Source organism: Paracoccus sp. T5 (assembly GCF_048538155.2).
Taxonomy (GTDB): Bacteria; Pseudomonadota; Alphaproteobacteria; order Rhodobacterales; family Rhodobacteraceae; genus Paracoccus.
Genome location: NZ_CM135809.1, coordinates 245,947 through 263,835, shown reverse-complemented (window position 1 = coordinate 263,835; position 17,889 = coordinate 245,947). Strand labels below are relative to the sequence as shown.

The 17,889-nt window shown below is 67.5% G+C and carries 17 protein-coding genes; 11 read left to right on the top strand and 6 right to left on the bottom strand.

The genetic code is table 11. The features are described from left to right. Positions 1 to 17: 17 nt before the first annotated feature. Positions 18 to 1,004, top strand: a complete 987-nt coding sequence (locus tag ACNR9W_RS01290) for an asparaginase (protein ID WP_419268767.1) — start codon at positions 18 to 20, stop codon at positions 1,002 to 1,004. A gap of 132 nt (positions 1,005 to 1,136) precedes the next feature. Here the strand turns inward: ACNR9W_RS01290 and ACNR9W_RS01285 are convergent, their stop codons facing one another. Then, positions 1,137 to 1,895, bottom strand: coding sequence for a TSUP family transporter (locus ACNR9W_RS01285; RefSeq protein WP_419268766.1), 759 nt, complete (start codon positions 1,893 to 1,895; stop codon positions 1,137 to 1,139). A gap of 64 nt (positions 1,896 to 1,959) precedes the next feature. Beyond that, positions 1,960 to 2,838: a phosphoserine phosphatase SerB gene (gene serB / locus ACNR9W_RS01280; protein ID WP_419268765.1), complete on the bottom strand. Its 879-nt coding sequence runs from the start codon at positions 2,836 to 2,838 to the stop codon at positions 1,960 to 1,962. 133 nt (positions 2,839 to 2,971) lie between these two features. Here serB and ACNR9W_RS01275 point away from each other — a divergent pair, with 133 nt between their 5' ends. From ACNR9W_RS01275 to hspQ, 4 genes are all read left to right on the top strand, one after another. Beyond that, positions 2,972 to 4,117: a phosphoserine transaminase gene (locus ACNR9W_RS01275; RefSeq protein WP_419268764.1), complete on the top strand. Its 1,146-nt coding sequence runs from the start codon at positions 2,972 to 2,974 to the stop codon at positions 4,115 to 4,117. A 105-nt stretch (positions 4,118 to 4,222) separates the two neighbouring features. Continuing rightward, positions 4,223 to 5,812, top strand: coding sequence for a phosphoglycerate dehydrogenase (gene serA / locus ACNR9W_RS01270; protein ID WP_419268763.1), 1,590 nt, complete (start codon positions 4,223 to 4,225; stop codon positions 5,810 to 5,812). Positions 5,813 to 5,887: 75 nt separating this feature from the next. Further along, on the top strand, positions 5,888 to 6,616 hold the full coding sequence (locus ACNR9W_RS01265; RefSeq protein WP_419268762.1) for a metallophosphoesterase: 729 nt from the start codon (positions 5,888 to 5,890) through the stop codon (positions 6,614 to 6,616). 101 nt (positions 6,617 to 6,717) lie between these two features. Then, complete coding sequence (hspQ, locus tag ACNR9W_RS01260) at positions 6,718 to 7,050, top strand: heat shock protein HspQ (RefSeq protein WP_419268761.1); 333 nt, start codon at positions 6,718 to 6,720, stop codon at positions 7,048 to 7,050. A 6-nt stretch (positions 7,051 to 7,056) separates the two neighbouring features. Here hspQ and ACNR9W_RS01255 read toward each other — a convergent pair whose 3' ends face one another. Beyond that, positions 7,057 to 7,557, bottom strand: a complete 501-nt coding sequence (locus ACNR9W_RS01255; RefSeq protein WP_419268760.1) for an ATP-binding protein — start codon at positions 7,555 to 7,557, stop codon at positions 7,057 to 7,059. Continuing rightward, on the bottom strand, positions 7,558 to 7,887 hold the full coding sequence (locus ACNR9W_RS01250; protein ID WP_419268758.1) for an STAS domain-containing protein: 330 nt from the start codon (positions 7,885 to 7,887) through the stop codon (positions 7,558 to 7,560). Between the two features lie 303 nt (positions 7,888 to 8,190). Between ACNR9W_RS01250 and ACNR9W_RS01245 the strand changes: the two genes are divergently transcribed. From ACNR9W_RS01245 to ACNR9W_RS01225, 5 genes are all read left to right on the top strand, one after another. Further along, a complete protein-coding gene (locus ACNR9W_RS01245; protein WP_419268757.1) occupies positions 8,191 to 9,603 on the top strand; it encodes a circularly permuted type 2 ATP-grasp protein in 1,413 nt (470 codons plus the stop codon). Between the two features lie 14 nt (positions 9,604 to 9,617). Further along, on the top strand, positions 9,618 to 10,574 hold the full coding sequence (locus ACNR9W_RS01240; RefSeq protein ID WP_419268756.1) for an alpha-E domain-containing protein: 957 nt from the start codon (positions 9,618 to 9,620) through the stop codon (positions 10,572 to 10,574). Positions 10,575 to 10,577: 3 nt separating this feature from the next. After that, positions 10,578 to 11,387, top strand: a complete 810-nt coding sequence (locus tag ACNR9W_RS01235) for a transglutaminase family protein (protein ID WP_419268755.1) — start codon at positions 10,578 to 10,580, stop codon at positions 11,385 to 11,387. Positions 11,388 to 11,481: 94 nt separating this feature from the next. Beyond that, positions 11,482 to 12,207, top strand: a complete 726-nt coding sequence (locus ACNR9W_RS01230; RefSeq protein ID WP_419268849.1) for an Ntn hydrolase family protein — start codon at positions 11,482 to 11,484, stop codon at positions 12,205 to 12,207. A 110-nt stretch (positions 12,208 to 12,317) separates the two neighbouring features. Further along, positions 12,318 to 14,594: an NADP-dependent malic enzyme gene (locus tag ACNR9W_RS01225; protein ID WP_419268754.1), complete on the top strand. Its 2,277-nt coding sequence runs from the start codon at positions 12,318 to 12,320 to the stop codon at positions 14,592 to 14,594. Here ACNR9W_RS01225 and trhO read toward each other — a convergent pair whose 3' ends face one another. Together trhO and ACNR9W_RS01215 are read right to left on the bottom strand one after the other, a co-directional pair. Beyond that, complete coding sequence (trhO, locus tag ACNR9W_RS01220) at positions 14,595 to 15,470, bottom strand: oxygen-dependent tRNA uridine(34) hydroxylase TrhO (protein ID WP_419268753.1); 876 nt, start codon at positions 15,468 to 15,470, stop codon at positions 14,595 to 14,597. Positions 15,471 to 15,515: 45 nt separating this feature from the next. Beyond that, positions 15,516 to 17,111, bottom strand: coding sequence for an SLC13 family permease (locus tag ACNR9W_RS01215; protein ID WP_419268752.1), 1,596 nt, complete (start codon positions 17,109 to 17,111; stop codon positions 15,516 to 15,518). Positions 17,112 to 17,263: 152 nt separating this feature from the next. Between ACNR9W_RS01215 and pncA the strand changes: the two genes are divergently transcribed. Beyond that, the gene (pncA, locus tag ACNR9W_RS01210) at positions 17,264 to 17,860 is read left to right on the top strand and encodes a bifunctional nicotinamidase/pyrazinamidase (protein WP_419268751.1); all 597 of its coding nucleotides are present in this window, start codon (positions 17,264 to 17,266) and stop codon (positions 17,858 to 17,860) included. Positions 17,861 to 17,889 lie beyond the last annotated feature (29 nt).

Sequence of the window (17,889 nt, the reverse complement as noted above, 5' to 3'; positions counted from 1 at the left end):
TCAGGGAGAAAATCACGATGCGGTCTGCCGAGATGATCGAACTGCGACGCGGCGACATGCGCGAAAGCCTGCATCGCGGCCATGCGATCATCTGCGATGCCCATGGCGTGGTCGAGGCTTGGGGAAAGCCCTCGCAGATCGTGTTTCCCAGGTCCTCGTGCAAGATGATCCAGGCCCTGCCGCTGATCGAAAGCGGCGCGGCGGATGCGGCGGGGCTGACCGACCGGCAGCTGGCCCTGGCCTGCGCCAGCCATTCCGGATCGGCCATGCATGTGCGCGCGGTGGACAAATGGCTGACCGGGCTGGACATGGCCGAAGGCGACCTGCGCTGCGGCAGCCACATGCCCGGCGACCCGGCCGAATACCGGCGGCTGCTGTGTTCAGACGCGGCGCCCTGCCAGCTGCACAACAACTGCTCGGGCAAGCATGCGGGGTTCCTGACGTTGAACCGGCACCTGCAGGGCGGGCCGGAATATGTCGAACCGGCCCATCCGGTGCAGCAGGCCGTCAAGGCTGCCTTCGAGGAGGTCACCGAAGAGACCAGCCCCGGCTACGGGATCGACGGCTGCTCGGCCCCGAACTGGGCCAGTTCGCTGGAGGGTCTGGCGCGGGCGATGGCGCGCTTTGCCAATCCCGGCACGGACCGGCGCGGCGAGGCGATGCGGCGGCTGGTAGACGCGATGCGCGCCCACCCCGAGATGGTGGCGGGCGAAGGTCGGTCCTGCACGGCGCTGATGCGCGCCATGGGCGGCGGCGTGGCGGTCAAGACCGGGGCCGAGGCGGTCTTTGTCGCGATCCTGCCCCAGCAGGGCCTGGGCGTCGCGCTGAAGATCAGCGACGGCGCCACCCGCGCCAGCGAGGCCGCGATCACCGCGCTGCTGATCCACCTGGGCGTTCTGGAGGCCGCGGACCCGGTCGCGCAGCGTTACCTGAACGGTCCGATCCTGAACTGGCGCGGCCTGAAGACCGGCGAATTGCGCTGCGCATCGGGGTTTCCTGCCTGAACCTGCGGGTGGCCGCCCCAGCGTCACGACAACGACGCGCAACCCTGCTTTCATTGCCGCCGTGGGCCGGTTCCCATTTGCCCGCCTGTCCCAAGCCGGTGCCCCTTGGCAGAGCGGGCGCCGGCAGCAGGGTCAGATCATCTGCCAGATCAGCCGCAGCGCCAGCACGGTCGAGGTTGTCACCAGAAGCGGCTTGATCAGCCGCGCGCCCACCCGTGATGCCAGCCGGGCCCCCAGCATCGCGCCGGCGATCTGGGCCGCGCCCATGGCGATGCCCAGCAGCCACATCGGCTGCCCGACCAGCGCAAAGGCCCCCAGCCCGCCCAGGTTCGAGGCGAAGTTCAACAGCTTGGTATGCGCCGTCGCCTTCAGCACGCCGTATCCCGCCAGCGTGACAAAGCCGATCATGTAGAAGGCCCCGGCGCCCGGGCCGATCAGCCCGTCATAAAAGCCGATGAAGGGCACGACCGTCATGGCAAAGACCGCGGGTGTCAGCCGCCGCGTCCGGTCCAGGTCGTTCAGGCCGGGCTTGAAGGCAAAGAACAGCGCGATGCCGATCAGGATCACCGGCAGGACCAGGCGCAGGCCATCCGTCGGGATCGCGCTGACCAGCACCGCCCCCGCGGCGCCCGCCGCCCCGGCCAGCAGCGCCGAGCCCCACTGGCTGCGCAGATCGACCAGACCGCGCGCCGCATAGCTGAGCGCGGCCGTGCCCGCGCCAAAGACGCCCTGCACCTTGTTCGTGGCCAGCGCCTGCGCCGGGGACAGCCCCGCCAGCATCAGCACCGGCAGCGTGATCAGCCCGCCGCCCCCCGCGATCGAATCGACAAAGCCCGCCGCAAAGGCGGCCCCGATCAGCAGCAGGAACAGGTCAAGGCCGAGGTCGATCATGGCATCGCTCCGCAGGAACGGGCATGGCGCCCTGCAACATGTCTGTGAGAGGGGGCCGCCCCGATCAGGGCGTCACGAAATCGTCCGCGCCGTAGCCCTGCAGGTACAGCAGCGCCGTCAGGTCGCCGTGGTTGATGCGGATCTGGGCCTGCGCGGCCACGACCGGCTTGGCATGCAGCGCGACGCCCGCCCCCGCCAGCTGGATCATGCCCAGGTCGTTGGCGCCGTCGCCCACGGCGATGGCGTTCTGCGCGGTGGTGCCCAGATGCGCGGCGATCTGCTGCAGCGCCTCGACCTTGGCCTCGCGGCCCAGCACCGGCAGGGCGACATGGCCGGTCAGCACGCCATCCTCCGCCAGCAGCGTGTTGGCGCGGTGTTCGTGAAAGCCCAGCCGATCCGCCACCGCCGCGGTAAAGGCCGTGAAGCCGCCCGAAACCAGCGCGGTATAGGCGTCATGCGCGCGCATCGTGGCCACCAGGGTTGCCCCGCCCGCGGCCATCGTGATGCGGTCGCGCAGCACGGTACCGATCACCTCCTCGGAAAGGCCCGCCAACAGGCTCACGCGCTCGATCAGCGCCTCGTGAAAGTTCAGCTCGCCGTTCATGGCGCGGGCGGTGATCTGGGCCACCCGGGCGCCGACACCTGCGAAATCGGCCAGTTCGTCGATGCATTCCTGGTTGATCATGGTCGAATCCATGTCCGCGATCAGGATCCGCTTGCGCCGCCCCTCGGTCGGCTGGATGGCCAGGTCGATGCCGATCCGCTGCAGGTCCGACCAGACCTGGTCCGCATCGGCGGGGACGGGGCCGATGTCGAATTCGGCGGCGATCCCCGGCGCCAGAACCCGCGGGGCGCTGCCCTGCCAGCGGCTGGCCAGCCCGCCCGGCAGGTCGCCGTCCAGGTTGGCGGCGGCGGGCGAGGCGATCAGCGAGACGGTGAACATGGGACGGTCATCCTTTGGTCGACATGTGGGGTGTAAGCCAAAGATTTTTCTTGCGCCAGAGACGGCAGGGCTTTACCTTGGTCCGTGGGACACCCCTCCCCAACGAGGGGCTTTTAGCTGGAAGGCTAGCCACATGAACGATCATCCGATCCCGGCCGCGCGGCCGGCCAATCCGCGTTTTTCTTCTGGCCCCTGCGCCAAGATCCCCCATTACAATCTGGACATGCTGTCGGACGCGCCCCTGGGCCGGTCGCATCGCGCCGCCATCGGCAAGTCCAAGCTGGCCGAGGCCATCGACCTGACCCGCGAGGTTCTGGGCGTGCCGGCCGATTACCGCATCGGCATCGTCCCCGGTTCCGATACCGGCGCGGTCGAGATGGCGATGTGGTCGCTGCTGGGCCAGCGCCCGGTCGAAATGCTGGCCTGGGAAAGCTTTGGCGAAGGCTGGGTCACCGACGCGGTCAAGCAGCTGAAGCTGGACGCCACCGTCCGCAAGGCCGATTACGGCAAGATCGTTGATCTGGCCGAGGTGGATTTCGACCGCGATGTCGTCTTTACCTGGAACGGCACCACCAGCGGCGTGCGCGTCCCGAACGGCGATGCGATCCCCGACGGTCGCGACGGCCTGACCATCTGCGACGCGACCAGCGCGGCCTTTGCCATGGACCTGCCCTGGGACAAGCTGGACGTGGTCACCTTCAGCTGGCAGAAGGTGCTGGGCGGAGAGGGCGCGCATGGCGTGCTGATCCTGTCCCCGCGCGCGGTCGAGCGGCTGGAGACTTATACCCCCGCCTGGCCGCTGCCCAAGATCTTCCGCATGACAAAGGGCGGCAAGCTGATCGAGGGCATCTTCAAGGGCGAGACGATCAACACGCCCTCCATGCTGGCGGTCGAGGATTACCTGGTTGCGCTGAAATGGGCCCAAGGCCTGGGCGGGTTGTCCGCGCTGATCGCGCGGGCGGATGCCAATGCGGGCGCGGTGCGCGATTTCATCGCGGACAAGGACTGGATCGCCGATCTGGCCGAGGATCCGGCGACGGCATCGACCACCAGCGTCTGCCTGAAATTCACCGATCCGACGATCAGGGACGGCGCGGGTTTCGCCAAGGCCGTGGCCAAGCGGCTGGAGAAGGAAGGCGTCGCGCTGGATGCCGGTGCCTATCGCGACGCGCCCGCAGGCCTGCGCCTCTGGTGCGGATCGACGGTCGAAACCAGCGATGTCGCGGCGCTGATGCCGTGGATCGAATGGGCCTATCGCGCCGAACTGGCCGCGCAGTAAGCGACCACGCCGGGGGCCAGCCCCCGGACAGCCCGGATATTTTCAACGAAGAAGCAGGACGTCAGCGTGGCCAGGCCCGGACGTTCCCAGACAAGGATGAATGACATGCCGAAGGTTCTCGTGTCCGACAAGCTGTCGGAAACCGCCGTCCAGATCTTTCGCGATCGCGGCGTCGAGGTGGATTACCTGCCCGATCTGGGCAAGGACAAGGAAAAGCTGGCCGAGGTCATCGGGCAGTATGACGGCCTGGCGATCCGGTCCGCGACCAAGGTGACCGAGAAGCTGCTGGAGCAGGCCGCGAACCTGAAGGTGATCGGCCGCGCCGGCATCGGGGTGGACAACGTGGACATTCCGGCCGCCAGCAAGAAGGGCGTCATCGTGATGAACACGCCCTTCGGCAACAGCGTGACCACGGCAGAACATGCCATCGCGATGATGTTCGCGGTCGCACGCCAGCTGCCCGAGGCCAGCGTCTCGACCCATGCCGGCAAGTGGGAGAAGAACCGCTTCATGGGGGTCGAGCTGTTCAACAAGACCCTGGGCGTGATCGGGGCGGGCAATATCGGCTCGATCGTGATCGACCGCGCCCTGGGGCTGCACATGAAGGTGCTGGCCTTTGACCCCTTCCTGTCAGAGGAGCGCGCCAAGGAGCTGGGCGTCGTCAAGGTCGAGCTGGACGACCTGCTGGGCCGGGCGGATTTCATCACCTTCCACGTGCCGCTGACGGAAAAGACCAAGAACATCCTGTCGCGGGACGCCATCGCCAAGCTGAAGAAGGGCGTGCGGATCATCAACTGCGCCCGCGGCGGCCTGGTGGACGAGGAGGCGCTGGCCGAGGCGCTGAAGGACGGTCGCGTGGCAGGCGCAGCCTTCGACGTCTTCGCGGTCGAACCGGCCACAGACAGCCCGCTGTTCAACCTGCCGAACGTCGTGGTGACGCCGCACCTGGGCGCCTCCACGACCGAGGCGCAGGAGAACGTCGCCCTGCAGGTGGCCGAGCAGATGTCGGACTATCTGCTGACCGGCGCGGTGCAGAACGCGCTGAACATGCCCTCGGTCACCGCCGAGGAGGCCGCGGTCATGGGTCCCTGGATCAAGCTGGCCGCGCATCTGGGGGCCTTCGTGGGCCAGATGACGGATGAGCCGATCAAGGCGATCAACGTGCTGTATGACGGCGTCGTGTCGGAAATGAACCTGAACGCGCTGAACGCGGCCGTCATCGCGGGCGTGATGAAGGCCACGAACCCGGACGTGAACATGGTCTCGGCCCCGGTCATGGCCAAGGAGCGAGGGGTCCAGGTGTCGACGACCCGGCAGGACAAGGCGGGCGTCTTCGAGGGCTATATCAAGCTGACCTGCGTGACCGGCACGCGCGAGCGGTCGATCGCGGGCACGGTCTTCAGCGACGGCAAGCCGCGCTTCATCCAGATCCGCGGGATCAACGTGGACGCCGAAGTGGGCCAGCACATGCTCTATACCCGCAACAAGGACGTGCCGGGCGTGATCGGCGCCCTGGGGATGACGCTTGGCGACCTGGGCGTGAACATCGCGAACTTTACCTTGGGCCGCTCGGCCAGCGGGGCCGAGGCGATCGCGATCCTGTACCTGGACGAGGCGATCGGCGACGAGGCCCTGGCCGCCCTGGAATCCACAGGCAAGTTCCTGCAGGCCCGCCGGCTGCAATTCGAGGTTTGACCTCGCAGTCGCGCGCCCTTACCCAAGGGCGCGCGGCCCCGCCTGACCAGCCCGCGCCACGGCAAGGACGACAGGATGCGACTTTACGCGATCGGCGACATCCACGGACATCTGGACCTGCTGAAGGCCGCGCATGAGCGGATCTTTCGCGATGGCGGGCGCGACGCGCCGATCGCGCATGTGGGCGACCTGATCGACCGGGGGCCGGATTCGCGCGGGGTGGTGGACCACCTGATGCGGGGACAGCGCGCCGGCCGCCCCTGGATCGTCACGCGCGGCAATCACGACCGCTTCCTGCCGGCCTTTCTGCGCGATGCCGACTGGATCGACCCCGGCCTGTCGTCGGGGCAGCACTGGGTGGACCATCCCGGCCTGGGGGCGGCGGCGACGCTGCAGTCCTATGGCATCGACCCCGACCAGCCGCGTCCTGCCCTGCTGGCCGAGGCGCGACGGGCCGTCCCTGCCAGTCATGCCGATTTCCTGGCCGCCCTGCCGCTGTGGCACCTGCATCCCCTGGCGCTGGTCGTGCATGCGGGGATCCGCCCCGGCGTCGATCTGCAGCGACAGGTCGAGGATGATCTGGTCTGGATCCGCGGCCCGTTCCTGGAAAGTGGCGCCGATTTCGGGCCGCTGGTCGTGCATGGACATACCGCGCTGGAGGCGCCGAGGCTTTATTCCAACCGCCTGAACCTGGACGGGGGCGCGGCCTATGGGCGCCCCTTGACGGCGGTGGTGATCGAGCCGGGCGCCGTGCACCTGCTGACGAATGAGGGGCGCGTGCCGCTGGAGGCCGCGCGCGGCTGACGCGGAACGGCGGCGGTTGGGGAGCGGTGGACAGAATCGCCCGCACCCCCTAAAAGGCGCGCTGATTTCTCGCATTTCCGAAGCAAGAGGACATCATCCGGATGCAGGCCCAAAGCCGCCACGCCAAGTACAGCCTGGGACAGGTGGTGCGGCATCGGAGCCGTCCCTTCCGGGGCGTCATCTTCGACGTCGACCCCGAATTCGCCAATACCGAGGAATGGTACGAGTCGATCCCCGAGGATTGCCGGCCCGACAAGGACCAGCCCTTCTATCATCTCTATGCCGAGACCGAGGCCACCTATTACGTGGCCTATGTCTCCGAGCAGAACCTCGAGCCCGATTGTTCCGGAGAGCCGCTGGATCACCCCGAGGTGGGCGACATGTTCGGCGCCTTCCAGGACGGGCGCTATGACCTGGTGGCGCCTGTCAACTGAGGCGCGTCAGGACTGGGCGAAGGGAATGCAGAAGGCCAGATAGTTGCGGCTGCCCTCGCGGTAATAGCACAGCGCCTGCGTCAGGTCCTGGATCAGGAACCAGCCGAAGCCGCCCTCGGGCAGGTCGTCTGGCAGCAGCGGGGGCAGGCTGCGGGGCAGCAGGCATTCCTCGGGCAGCGACACCCCGTCATCGGTCAGCGCACAGGCCAGGCCGGACTTGTGGCGCACGATCGACAGGTGGATCACCGGCAGGCGCCCGGCGCCCATCAGCTGCGGATCGTCGCAGATCGGCGCATGTTCGGCCACGTTGTTCATCACCTCGGCCAAGACCAGCTCAAGCCGCCCCAGGGTATCCTCGCTGACCTCGTCGCGAAAGCGATGGCGCACATCCTGCAGCGTGTCGCGCACGGTGATCGGATGGGCGTTCAGGATCCTGTGGAACATGGGCTGGGTCTGGGCCGAAGGGCGGTTGCCCAGGCCGGGGTCTGATCGACTGGTCGGGGTCATTCACAGGGGCTCCTTCTGAGCAGGGGTGGGACGGATGTCGAAGACGCTGTCCATGCGCGTCAGCCGGAAGACGCGCTCCACGTTCGGGGTCAGGGCGCACAGCACCAAGGCCAGGTTCTCGGGCAGGCTCTTGCGGACGGCGATCATGGCGCCCAGGCCCGAACTGTCCATGAAATCGACCGAGGCCATGTCCAGATGGACGGGCTTGCGGTTCTTGACCACGATCTCGCGCAGCTTGTCCTTGAACAGGGTCGCAATCGCGGCATCGATCCGGGGCTCGGTCACCTTGATGTTGAGATGGGTCTCGGCATCCTCGACGATGAACTGCATGATCAAACCTTCCTTGCGCTTCCTTGCCTTGACTAGCCCGAATTCGTTACGATCCCGTAAGCGCGGGCCGCGCGTGCAGGGCCGGAAAAGCCGCGCATTTGAGCGATGCCCGCACCGCCGACGCCGCGGGGGCTGCCTGCGAATGCGGCACCCGGCCTGCTTTCGGGGCAGATCAGGGCGCGCCTGCCCCCGCGATTGCGAAACTATCGGGCAAGGGCGGCGGTTCTGCAGTGGACTTCGCGCAACCGCTCCCGGATCATCGGGCGGGACGACCCGGATAATAATGCGCCAAGCAGAGGGGGGATGATGAGTTGCTATAACGAGATGTTCGAGGGCGATCGCGTCCGTGAGCCCTATGCGCGGCTTCGCGAATGGGTCGAGACCATGCCCGACGACTTCCGCCAGATGAAGCAGGCCGAGGCCGAGGCGCTGTTCCGCCGCATCGGCATCACCTTTGCCGTCTATGGCGAGGGGGGCGATCCTGACCGCCTGATCCCCTTCGACATGATGCCCCGCGTCTTTGAACAGGCCGAATGGCGCCGCCTGGAGCGCGGCATCAAGCAACGCGCCCGCGCGCTGAACGCCTTCCTCCGGGACGTCTATGGCCGGGGCGAGATCATCCGGGCCGGCCGCATCCCCGCGCGCCTGGTCTATCAGAACGACGCCTATGAAAAGGCGGTGGTGGGTTTCGTGCCCCCGCGCGGCGTCTATTCCCACATCATCGGCATCGACCTGGTCCGCACCGCCAAGGACGAATTCTACGTGCTGGAGGACAACTGCCGCACGCCGTCGGGCGTCAGCTACATGCTGGAAAACCGCGAGATCATGATGCGCATGTTCCCGCAGCTGTTCCGCCAGAACCGGATCGAGCCGGTGGACCAGTATCCCGACCTGCTGCGCCGCACGTTGGAATCGGTGGCGCCCGCGAAATGCAGCGACCGGCCGACCTGCGTGATCCTGACGCCGGGCCATTACAACAGCGCCTATTACGAGCACAGCTTTCTGGCCAACCTGATGGGGGTCGAGCTGGTCGAGGGGCAGGACCTGTTCGTGGACGGAGAGTTCGTCTACATGCGCACGACCACCGGGCCCAAGCGCGTCGACGTGATCTATCGCCGGATCGACGACCCCTATCTGGACCCGCTGTGCTTTCGCCCGGATTCGATGCTGGGCATTCCGGGGCTGATGGATGTCTATCGGTCGGGCGGCGTGTCGATCTGTTCGGCACCGGGCGCAGGCGTGGCCGACGACAAGGCCATCTACACCTTCGTCCCCGAGATGATCCGGTTCTATCTGGGCGAGGAGCCGATCCTGAACAACGTCCAGACCTGGACGCTGTGGAAGGACGACGATTACCGCTATGTCATGGAGCACCTGGGCGAGCTGGTCGTCAAGGAGGTCCACGGATCGGGCGGCTATGGCATGCTGGTCGGTCCCAAGTCGACCAGGGAGGAGATCGAGACCTTTCGCGCCAAGATCCAGGCCAACCCTTCGAATTATATCGCCCAGCCCACGCTGGCGCTGTCGACCTGCCCGACCTTCGTGGAGGAAGGCATCGCGCCGCGCCACGTGGACCTGCGCCCCTATTGCCTCTGCGGCGACCGGATCGAGCTGGTGCCGGGGGGCCTGACGCGCGTGGCGCTGCGCGAGGGGTCGCTGGTCGTGAACTCGTCGCAGGGCGGGGGTGTCAAGGACACCTGGGTCCTGTCGGAATGAGAGGGGGGAACACCATGCTCAGCCGCACCGCCTCGAACCTGTTCTGGATGGGCCGCCACCTGGAACGCGCCGAAACCGCCGCGCGCCTTCTGGACGTGGGCCAGCGCATCACGCTGTTGCCCAACACCGAGGCCGGCTACCAGAACGAGTGGAATTCGCTGCTGCAGGCGTCGGGCACCGCGTCGCTGTTCGCGCAGAAATACGGCGAGATCACGCAGGAGAAGATCGAGGAATTCATCTTCTTCGACCGCGACAACCCTTCCTCGGTCGCCAGCTGCCTGGAAAAGGCGCGCGAGGCGGGGCGGATCGTGCGCACGGCGCTGACCAGCCAGGTCTGGGACGCGCTGAACGTCTCCTACCAGGAGCTGCGGCGCATCGAGCGCATGCCGCGTGCGAAACTGGACACGGCCTCGCTGACGGATTTCACCACCGGCCACACCTCCACCGTGCGCGGCGCGATCAACGCGACGCAACTGCGCAACGACGGCTGGCATTTCATGAACCTGGGCTATGGCCTGGAACGGGCGGACGCGACGGCGCGCCTTCTGGACGTGAAATACTTTGTCCTGCTGCCGCGGATCGAATTCGTGGGATCGGGACTGGACACCTATCAGTGGCAGGTGATCCTGCGGGCGCTGTCGGCGCACCGGGCCTATCACTGGGCCTATGGCGGCGACATCACGGCGGGCCAGGTGGCGGATTTCCTGATCCTGAACGGCGAAAGCCCGCGGTCGCTGATCACCTCGCTCTATGAGGCGGTCTGGCACCTGGACGGGCTGGTGCGCCGGTATGGCGACGGGGTGCCGACCAGCGCCCGCGACAAGGCGCGCGAGGTGCTGACCGGCCTGCAGGCGCGCCAGATCGACATGATTTTCGACGAGGGCCTGCATGAGTTCCTCAGCTGGTTCATCAACGAGCTGGGCACCGTGTCGAACCTGGTGCACCAGGATTACCTGCTTGGGGGGGCATGAGCCATGAAGCTGCGGATCAGCCACGAGACCGTCTATCGCTATGACCGCCCGATCCGGAACCTGGTGCAGAGCCTGCGCCTGACGCCCTCGGTCTTCGAGGGGCAGAAGACCCATGACTGGCAGATCGGCGTGTCGGGGGGCGTCCGGGGCCCCGGCTTCCGCGACGGGGCGGGCGACTGGATCGAGGGCTGGACCGTGCGCGGGCCGGTGGACCAGGTGACGGTCCGGGTCGAGGGCCGGATCGACACCCGGGACATGGCCGGCGTCCTGCGCGGCCATCGCGAGGCGATCCACCCGCTGACCTATCTGCGCGACACGGCTCCGACCATGCCCGACCCGGCGCTGCGCGAACTGGCCCGTTCCGTGACGGGGGCTGCGGACAGGCTGGACCTGGCGCATCGGCTGTCGGCGCTGATCAGCGACCACATCGCCTTTCGCCCGGGCGTCACGCAGTCCGGCACCACCGCCGCGCAGGCGCTGGCCCTGGGCGAAGGCGTCTGCCAGGACCACAGCCACGCGCTGACCGCGCTGGCGCGCCTGCGGGGGATGCCCGCGCGCTATGTGTCGGGCTATCTGCATTCGACGGTGGACGGGCAGGCCCATGACGCCGCCCATGCCTGGGCAGAGATCCATGTCGAGGGCCTGGGCTGGGTCGGTTTCGACGCCGCCAACCGCTGCTGCCCCGATGAGCGTTATGTGCGGCTGGGATCGGGTCTGGATGCGGCCGAGGCCGCGCCCATCCGCGGCGTGGCCTTGGGCAGCGGGTCCGAGCAGCTGGATGTCAGCGTCCGGGTCGAGGAAATGGCCCAGTAGCCGCCGCGCCCGATCCTGTCCCCAAACAACCGATTGCAGCCCCGGCGCGCAGGCCCTAGCCTGCCTGCCGGACATGGAACGGGAAGACCTGGCAATGACCTATTGCGTCGGATTGAAACTGAATGCCGGGCTTGTGCTTTTGTCCGATACCCGCACCAATGCCGGGCTGGACAACATCTCGTGCTACCGCAAGATGTTCTTCTTCGGGAACCGGGACGAACGCGTCATCACCATCATGACCGCGGGCTCGCTTTCGGTCACCCAGACCACCATCGCCCGCCTGGAGGAGGCGATCGAGGACGACCTGGCGGACGAGACGACCTCGATCCTCAAGGCGCCGACCATGCTGCGCGTGGCCACGATCATCGGCGACACCCTGTCCCGCACCCGCCGCGACATCGCCGACCAGTTCCGCGACCTGAAACAGCAGGCCTCGGCCAGCATGATCGTCGGGGGCCAGCGACGCGGCGGCGACATGCGCCTGTTCCTGATCTATCCCGAGGGCAACTTCATCGAGGCGACCGAGGACACGCCCTTCCTGCAGATCGGAGAGCACAAGTATGGCAAGCCGATCCTGGACCGGGTGGTAACCCCCGCGACCAGCCTGGCCGATGCGCAGAAGGCGGTGCTGCTGTCGATGGATTCGACCCTGCGGTCGAACCTGTCCGTCGGCATGCCGCTGGACCTGGCGGTGATCGAGCGCGACGCCTGCCGCGTGACCGCGCGGCGGCGCATCCTGGACGGCGACCCCGATTTCGCCCGGATGAGCGCCGCCTGGTCCGCCGCCCTGCGCGACAGCTTCGTCAAGGTCACGATCTGACGGCGCGGCCGGTCATTTCCGGGAGTTTTTGGTGCCTCTCCGACCCCATGCGCGTTGCCGCACCGGGACCGTCGCGTTAAGCAGTCCCCAGACCAGTTCCGGGGGACCCCATGACCGACAAGACCAGCCGCACCCGCATCACCCCCGAAGAGGCGCTGGCCTATCACATGGAGCCGCGGCCGGGGAAATACGACATCGTCGCCTCCACCCCGATGACCACGCAGCGCGACCTGTCGCTGGCCTATTCGCCGGGCGTCGCGGTGCCGGTGCAGGCCATCGCCGACCGACCGGAAACCGCCTATGACTATACGACCAAGGGCAACATGGTCGCCGTCATCTCGAACGGCACCGCGATCCTGGGGATGGGCAATCTGGGCGCGCTGGCCTCCAAGCCGGTGATGGAGGGCAAGGCGGTCCTCTTCAAGCGCTTCGCCGACGTGAATGCCATCGACCTGGAGCTGGACACCGAGGACGCCGACGAATTCATCAACGCCGTCAAGCTGATGGGCCCGACCTTCGGGGGCATCAACCTGGAGGACATAAAGGCGCCCGAATGCTTTATCATCGAGCAGCGCCTGAAGGAGCTGATGGACATCCCGGTCTTCCATGACGACCAGCACGGCACGGCGGTGATCTGCGCCGCCGGCCTGCTGAACGCGCTGGAACTGTCAGGCAAGCGGATCGAGGACGTGCGGATCGTCCTGAACGGCGCAGGGGCTGCGGGCATCGCCTGCCTTGAGCTGCTGAAATCCATGGGCGCGCGGCACGAGAACTGCATCATGTGCGACACCAAGGGGGTCATCTACCAGGGCCGGACCGAGGGCATGAACCAGTGGAAATCGGCCCATGCGGTCGTGACCGACGCACGCAGCCTGGAGGACGCCATGAAGGGCGCCGACGTCTTCCTGGGCGTCAGCGCCAAGGGGGCCGTGACCCAGGACATGGTCGCCAGCATGGCCGACAACCCGGTGATCTTCGCCATGGCGAACCCCGACCCGGAAATCACGCCCGAGGATGCCCATGCCGTCCGCCCCGACGCCATTGTGGCCACGGGCCGCAGCGATTACCCGAACCAGGTCAACAATGTTTTGGGTTTTCCCTACCTGTTCCGCGGGGCGCTGGACATCCATGCCCGCGCCATCAATGACGAGATGAAGATCGCCTGCGCCGAGGCCCTGGCCCGGCTGGCGCGTGAGGATGTCCCCGACGAGGTCGCCATCGCCTATGGCCGCAAGCTGCAGTTCGGCCGCGACTACATCATTCCGACGCCCTTCGACCCGCGCCTGATCCATGTCGTGCCGCCCGCCGTGGCCCACGCGGGCATGGACACGGGCGTTGCGCGGCGCCCGATCATCGACATGGAGGGCTATGTCCAGTCGCTGAAGAACCGCATGGACCCGACGGCGGCGATCCTGCAGGGCATCCATGCCCGCGCGCGCCAGAAACAGGCCCGGATGATCTTTGCCGAAGGGGACGACCCGCGCGTGCTGCGCGCCGCCGTCGCCTGGCAGCGCGGCGGCATGGGCCAGGCGCTCGTCGTCGGCCGCGAGGCCGAGGTCAAGGCCGAGCTTCAGGCACTGGGCATGGGCGATGCGTTCCGCGAGATCAGCGTGATCAACGCCGCCAACAGCCGCCACATGGAGGCCTATCACCAGTTCCTCTACCAGCGCCTGCAGCGCAAGGGTGTCGACCGCGAGGACGCGACCAAGCTGGCCAACCGCGATCGCCACATCTTTGCGGCGCTGATGCTGGCGCATGGCCATGGCGACGGGCTGGTGACCGGGGCCACGCGCAAGAACGCGCCGGTGCTGGCCCAGATCGGCCATGTCTTCGACGTGCGGCCCCAGGACGGGGCGGTGGGCATCACGGCCGTCCTGCACCGGGGGCGGATCGTGCTGATCGGCGACACGCTGGTCCATGAATGGCCCGAAGCCGAGGATCTGGCCGACATCGCCACCCGCGGCGCGGCCGTGGCGCGGGGCCTGGGTCTCGATCCGCGCGTGGCCTTTTTGTCCTTTTCGAACTTCGGCTATCCGGTCAGCGAACGCGCGATCAAGATGGCCGAGGCGGCCAAGGTGCTGGACCGCCGTGGTGCCGATTTCGAATACGAGGGCGAGATGACCGTCGACGTCGCCCTGAACCCCGAGGCCGCCGCGCGTTACCCGTTCAGCCGCCTGACTGCGCCCGCCAACGTGCTGGTCGTGCCGGCGCGGCATTCGGCCTCGATCTCGGTCAAGCTGATGCAGGAGATGGCGGGGGCCACGGTCATCGGGCCGATCCTGACGGGCGTGTCCAGGCCGATCCAGATCTGCTCGACCAACTCCACCGTCAGCGACATCCTGAACATGGCGGCCATCGCGGCGGGCGGCGTGGGCGCGCAGAACTGATCAGGCGTCGCGGTCGAACTGGCGCTGGCGCTCGCGGAAACGGGCGCGGTCGTCGGCGGAATATTCCTCCGCGCAGCGATGGCAGCAGACGCCCTCCTCGAATTCGGGGCGTGCGCGATCCTCGGGCGCCAAGGGGCGGCGGCAGGCGTGACACAACCCGTGCCGCCCTTGGCTTAGGCCATGGGTCAGGCTGACACGCTGGTCGAAGACAAAGCACTCGCCCTGCCAGCGGCTGTCCTGGGCGGGAACCTCCTCCAAGTATTTCAGGATGCCGCCCTGGAGGTGATAGACCTCCTCCACGCCCTGCGAGATCAGGTAATTGGTGGATTTCTCGCAGCGGATGCCGCCGGTGCAGAACATCGCGATACGCTTTCCCTGGAATCGCTCGGCGTTCTGCTGCCACCAGGCCGGAAAGTCGCGAAAGCTCTTAGTGCCCGGATCGACGGCGCCCTGAAAGCTGCCGATCTGCACCTCGTAATCGTTGCGCGTGTCGATGACGGCCACATCAGGCGCCTCGATCAGCGCGTTCCAGTCGGCGGGGGCGACATAGCGGCCGACGGCGGCGGTGGGGTCCACGTCGGGCTGGCCCATGGTCACGATCTCGCGCTTCAGCCGGACCTTCATCCGGGCAAAGGGCGGCGTCTCGGCAGTGCTTTCCTTCCAGTCCAGCGCGGCAAAGCCCGGCCAGGCGCGGATGTGGTCCAGCACCGTCATGATCCCTGCCTGCGACCCCGCGATGGTGCCGTTCACGCCCTCGGGCGCCAGAAGCAGCGTGCCGCAGAGGCCTTGCGCCCGGCACAGGTCCAGAAGCGGCCCCTGGCAAGCCTGGGGGTCGGGAAGACGGGCGAAATGATACAGTGCGGCAACGGTCAGCATGGGCGCGGCCTTAGCGGGCCGCGCCGTGGCAGGCAAGACCCGCCGTCAGAAGGTCAGGCCCAGGGCCAGCCCGCCCAGCAGCCAGGTCAGCAGCGTGATCAGCACCACGCCGACCACGTTCAGCACCGCCCCGCCGCGCGCCATCTGCGCGATCGTGACCGTGCCGGTACCAAAGACGATGGCGTTCGGAGGCGTGCCCACCGGCAGCATGAAGGCGCAGGTCGCCGCCAGCGCGGCCGGGATCAGCAGCGTCATCGGGTCCACGCCGATGCCAAGCGCGACGCCGCCCAGGATCGGGATGAAGGTGGCCGCCGTGGCGGTGTTTGACGTCACCTCGGTCAGGAACAGGATGATCGTCACCACCGCCGCGACAAGCAGCACGATGGGCAGCGCGCCCAGACCCGTCACCTGCTGGCCGAACCAGCTGTCCAGGCCCGAGGACGCGACCGCCGAGGCCAGGCTGAGGCCGCCGCCGAACAGCAGCAGCACGCCCCAGGGCAGTCCGCGTTCGGCATCCTTCCAGTCCAGCACCATCTGGTTCCGCCCGCGCCCCGGCAGCAGGAACATCACGAGGCCTGCCCCGATGGCGATGGCGGTGTCGTCAAAGCTGTCCAGCCAGGGGGCCGCATCGCCCACGCCGGGGATGGAGGTCAGGAGCCCCGGCACGACCCACAGGAAGGCCGCGCCCAGAAAGACCGCCAGCACCATCCGCTCGCCCTGGCTGAGGGGGCCGAGGTCGCGGACCTGCTCCTCGATCATCTGGCGCCCGCCCGGGATCTCGGGCAGGTCGAAACGGTAAAGGACGCGGGTCATCAGCAGCCAGCCCAGGATGATGAAGATGAAGGCCAGCGGCGTGCCCAGCATCATCCACTCCAGAAACCCGATGTTGCGGCCCAGTTCATCCGCGGCATAGCCCGCCACGATGGCATTGGGCGGGCTGCCCAGCAGCGTGCCCAGGCCGCCCATCGAGGCCGACCAGGCGATGGACAGCACCAGGCAGACGCCGAAGGCGCTGATATCGGGGTCGCGCACCACATCGGTGATCGCCGCCCCGCCCGCCATCGCCTCGCCCGCCGCCGCGCCGTCCTGGCGCGAGCCGCGTTCGACCACCAGCGACAGGACCGACAGGCCGATGGGCAGCATCATCAGCGTGGTCGCCGTGTTCGACACCCACATCGACAGAAAGCCCGTGGCCAGCATCATGCCCAGCACGATCCGGCGCGGCGCCACGCCGACCTTGCGCAGCGTCAGCAGCGCGATCCGCGTGTGCAGGTGCCATTTCTCCATCGCGATGGCGATCAGGAAGCCGCCCAGGAACAGGAACACGATGGAACTGGCATAGGGCTGCGTCGTCTCGCCCACGGTGCGTTCTGTCAGGGCGGGGATCAGCACGATGGGCAACAGCGCGGTGGCCGACAGCGGGATCGCCTCGGTCATCCACCAGACCGCCATCAGCGTGCCGATGGCGGCCACGACCCGCGCATCCGGCGACAGATCCTGCTGCCCGCCCAGCAGCCACCAGACCAGCCCCGCCAGAACCAGGCCCAGGGCCCGCAGGCCCCAGGTCATCGCGGCGGACCGGAGGGGGGCTTCGTTCTCGTCATGCTCGACGGGATGGTGCAGATCGTCCTTGATGCCCATCGGATGCGTCCTTTTCCTTGGCTGCGCAGAATTGGTTGCACTTATCGCACCGGCGCAGTCGCCGCCACGGCCGCGCCCGAGATTTTCATCACGGGACTTGACCCTGCCCCGCCCGGCTTGCCTTACTGGCACCCACCCTGCCGGAGACTGCCATGCCCCATGCCCTGATCGTCGTCGACATGCAGGTCGATTTCTGTCCCGGTGGCGCGCTGGCGGTCGGGGGCGGCGATCAGCTGGTCACCCCGATCAACGCCATGATGGGCGATTTCGATGCGGTCATCCTGACCCAGGACTGGCATCCCGCGGATCACGCCAGCTTTGCCCCCAATCATCCGGGCGCAAAGCCCTTTGACCAAGTGCAGATGCCCTATGGCCCGCAGGTCCTGTGGCCCGCGCATTGCGTGATCGGCACGGCGGGCGCGGGCTTTCATCCCGACCTGGACGTGACGCGGGCCGACCTGATCCTGCGCAAGGGCTTTCGTCCCGGCATCGACAGCTATTCGGCCTTTTTCGAGAATGATCAGGCGACCCCCACCGGCCTTGCCGGCTATCTGCGCGACCGCGACCTGCAGCAGCTGAGCTTCGTGGGGCTGGCCCATGATTTTTGCGTGGCCTGGAGCGCGCTTGACGCCGCCAGGCTGGGGTTCCGGGCACGGGTTGTCGAAGAGGCCTGCCGGGCGATCGACCTGGACGGCAGCCTGGCCGCGGCGCGTGACGCGATGCGGCAGGCCGGGGTCGATCTGGCCTGATCCCTGGGCTTGCGCCCCCTGTCCGATCC

Bases quoted from the DNA above. Each gene is read 5' to 3' on its own strand.
- ACNR9W_RS01290 (WP_419268767.1), top strand. From the start codon at position 18: ATGCGGTCTGCCGAGATGATCGAACTGCGACGCGGCGACATGCGCGAA.
- ACNR9W_RS01285 (WP_419268766.1), bottom strand. From the start codon at position 1,895: ATGATCGACCTCGGCCTTGACCTGTTCCTGCTGCTGATCGGGGCCGCC.
- serB (WP_419268765.1), bottom strand. From the start codon at position 2,838: ATGTTCACCGTCTCGCTGATCGCCTCGCCCGCCGCCGCCAACCTGGAC.
- ACNR9W_RS01275 (WP_419268764.1), top strand. From the start codon at position 2,972: ATGAACGATCATCCGATCCCGGCCGCGCGGCCGGCCAATCCGCGTTTT.
- serA (WP_419268763.1), top strand. From the start codon at position 4,223: ATGCCGAAGGTTCTCGTGTCCGACAAGCTGTCGGAAACCGCCGTCCAG.
- ACNR9W_RS01265 (WP_419268762.1), top strand. From the start codon at position 5,888: ATGCGACTTTACGCGATCGGCGACATCCACGGACATCTGGACCTGCTG.
- hspQ (WP_419268761.1), top strand. From the start codon at position 6,718: ATGCAGGCCCAAAGCCGCCACGCCAAGTACAGCCTGGGACAGGTGGTG.
- ACNR9W_RS01255 (WP_419268760.1), bottom strand. From the start codon at position 7,557: ATGACCCCGACCAGTCGATCAGACCCCGGCCTGGGCAACCGCCCTTCG.
- ACNR9W_RS01250 (WP_419268758.1), bottom strand. From the start codon at position 7,887: ATGCAGTTCATCGTCGAGGATGCCGAGACCCATCTCAACATCAAGGTG.
- ACNR9W_RS01245 (WP_419268757.1), top strand. From the start codon at position 8,191: ATGATGAGTTGCTATAACGAGATGTTCGAGGGCGATCGCGTCCGTGAG.
- ACNR9W_RS01240 (WP_419268756.1), top strand. From the start codon at position 9,618: ATGCTCAGCCGCACCGCCTCGAACCTGTTCTGGATGGGCCGCCACCTG.
- ACNR9W_RS01235 (WP_419268755.1), top strand. From the start codon at position 10,578: ATGAAGCTGCGGATCAGCCACGAGACCGTCTATCGCTATGACCGCCCG.
- ACNR9W_RS01230 (WP_419268849.1), top strand. From the start codon at position 11,482: ATGACCTATTGCGTCGGATTGAAACTGAATGCCGGGCTTGTGCTTTTG.
- ACNR9W_RS01225 (WP_419268754.1), top strand. From the start codon at position 12,318: ATGACCGACAAGACCAGCCGCACCCGCATCACCCCCGAAGAGGCGCTG.
- trhO (WP_419268753.1), bottom strand. From the start codon at position 15,470: ATGCTGACCGTTGCCGCACTGTATCATTTCGCCCGTCTTCCCGACCCC.
- ACNR9W_RS01215 (WP_419268752.1), bottom strand. From the start codon at position 17,111: ATGGGCATCAAGGACGATCTGCACCATCCCGTCGAGCATGACGAGAAC.
- pncA (WP_419268751.1), top strand. From the start codon at position 17,264: ATGCCCCATGCCCTGATCGTCGTCGACATGCAGGTCGATTTCTGTCCC.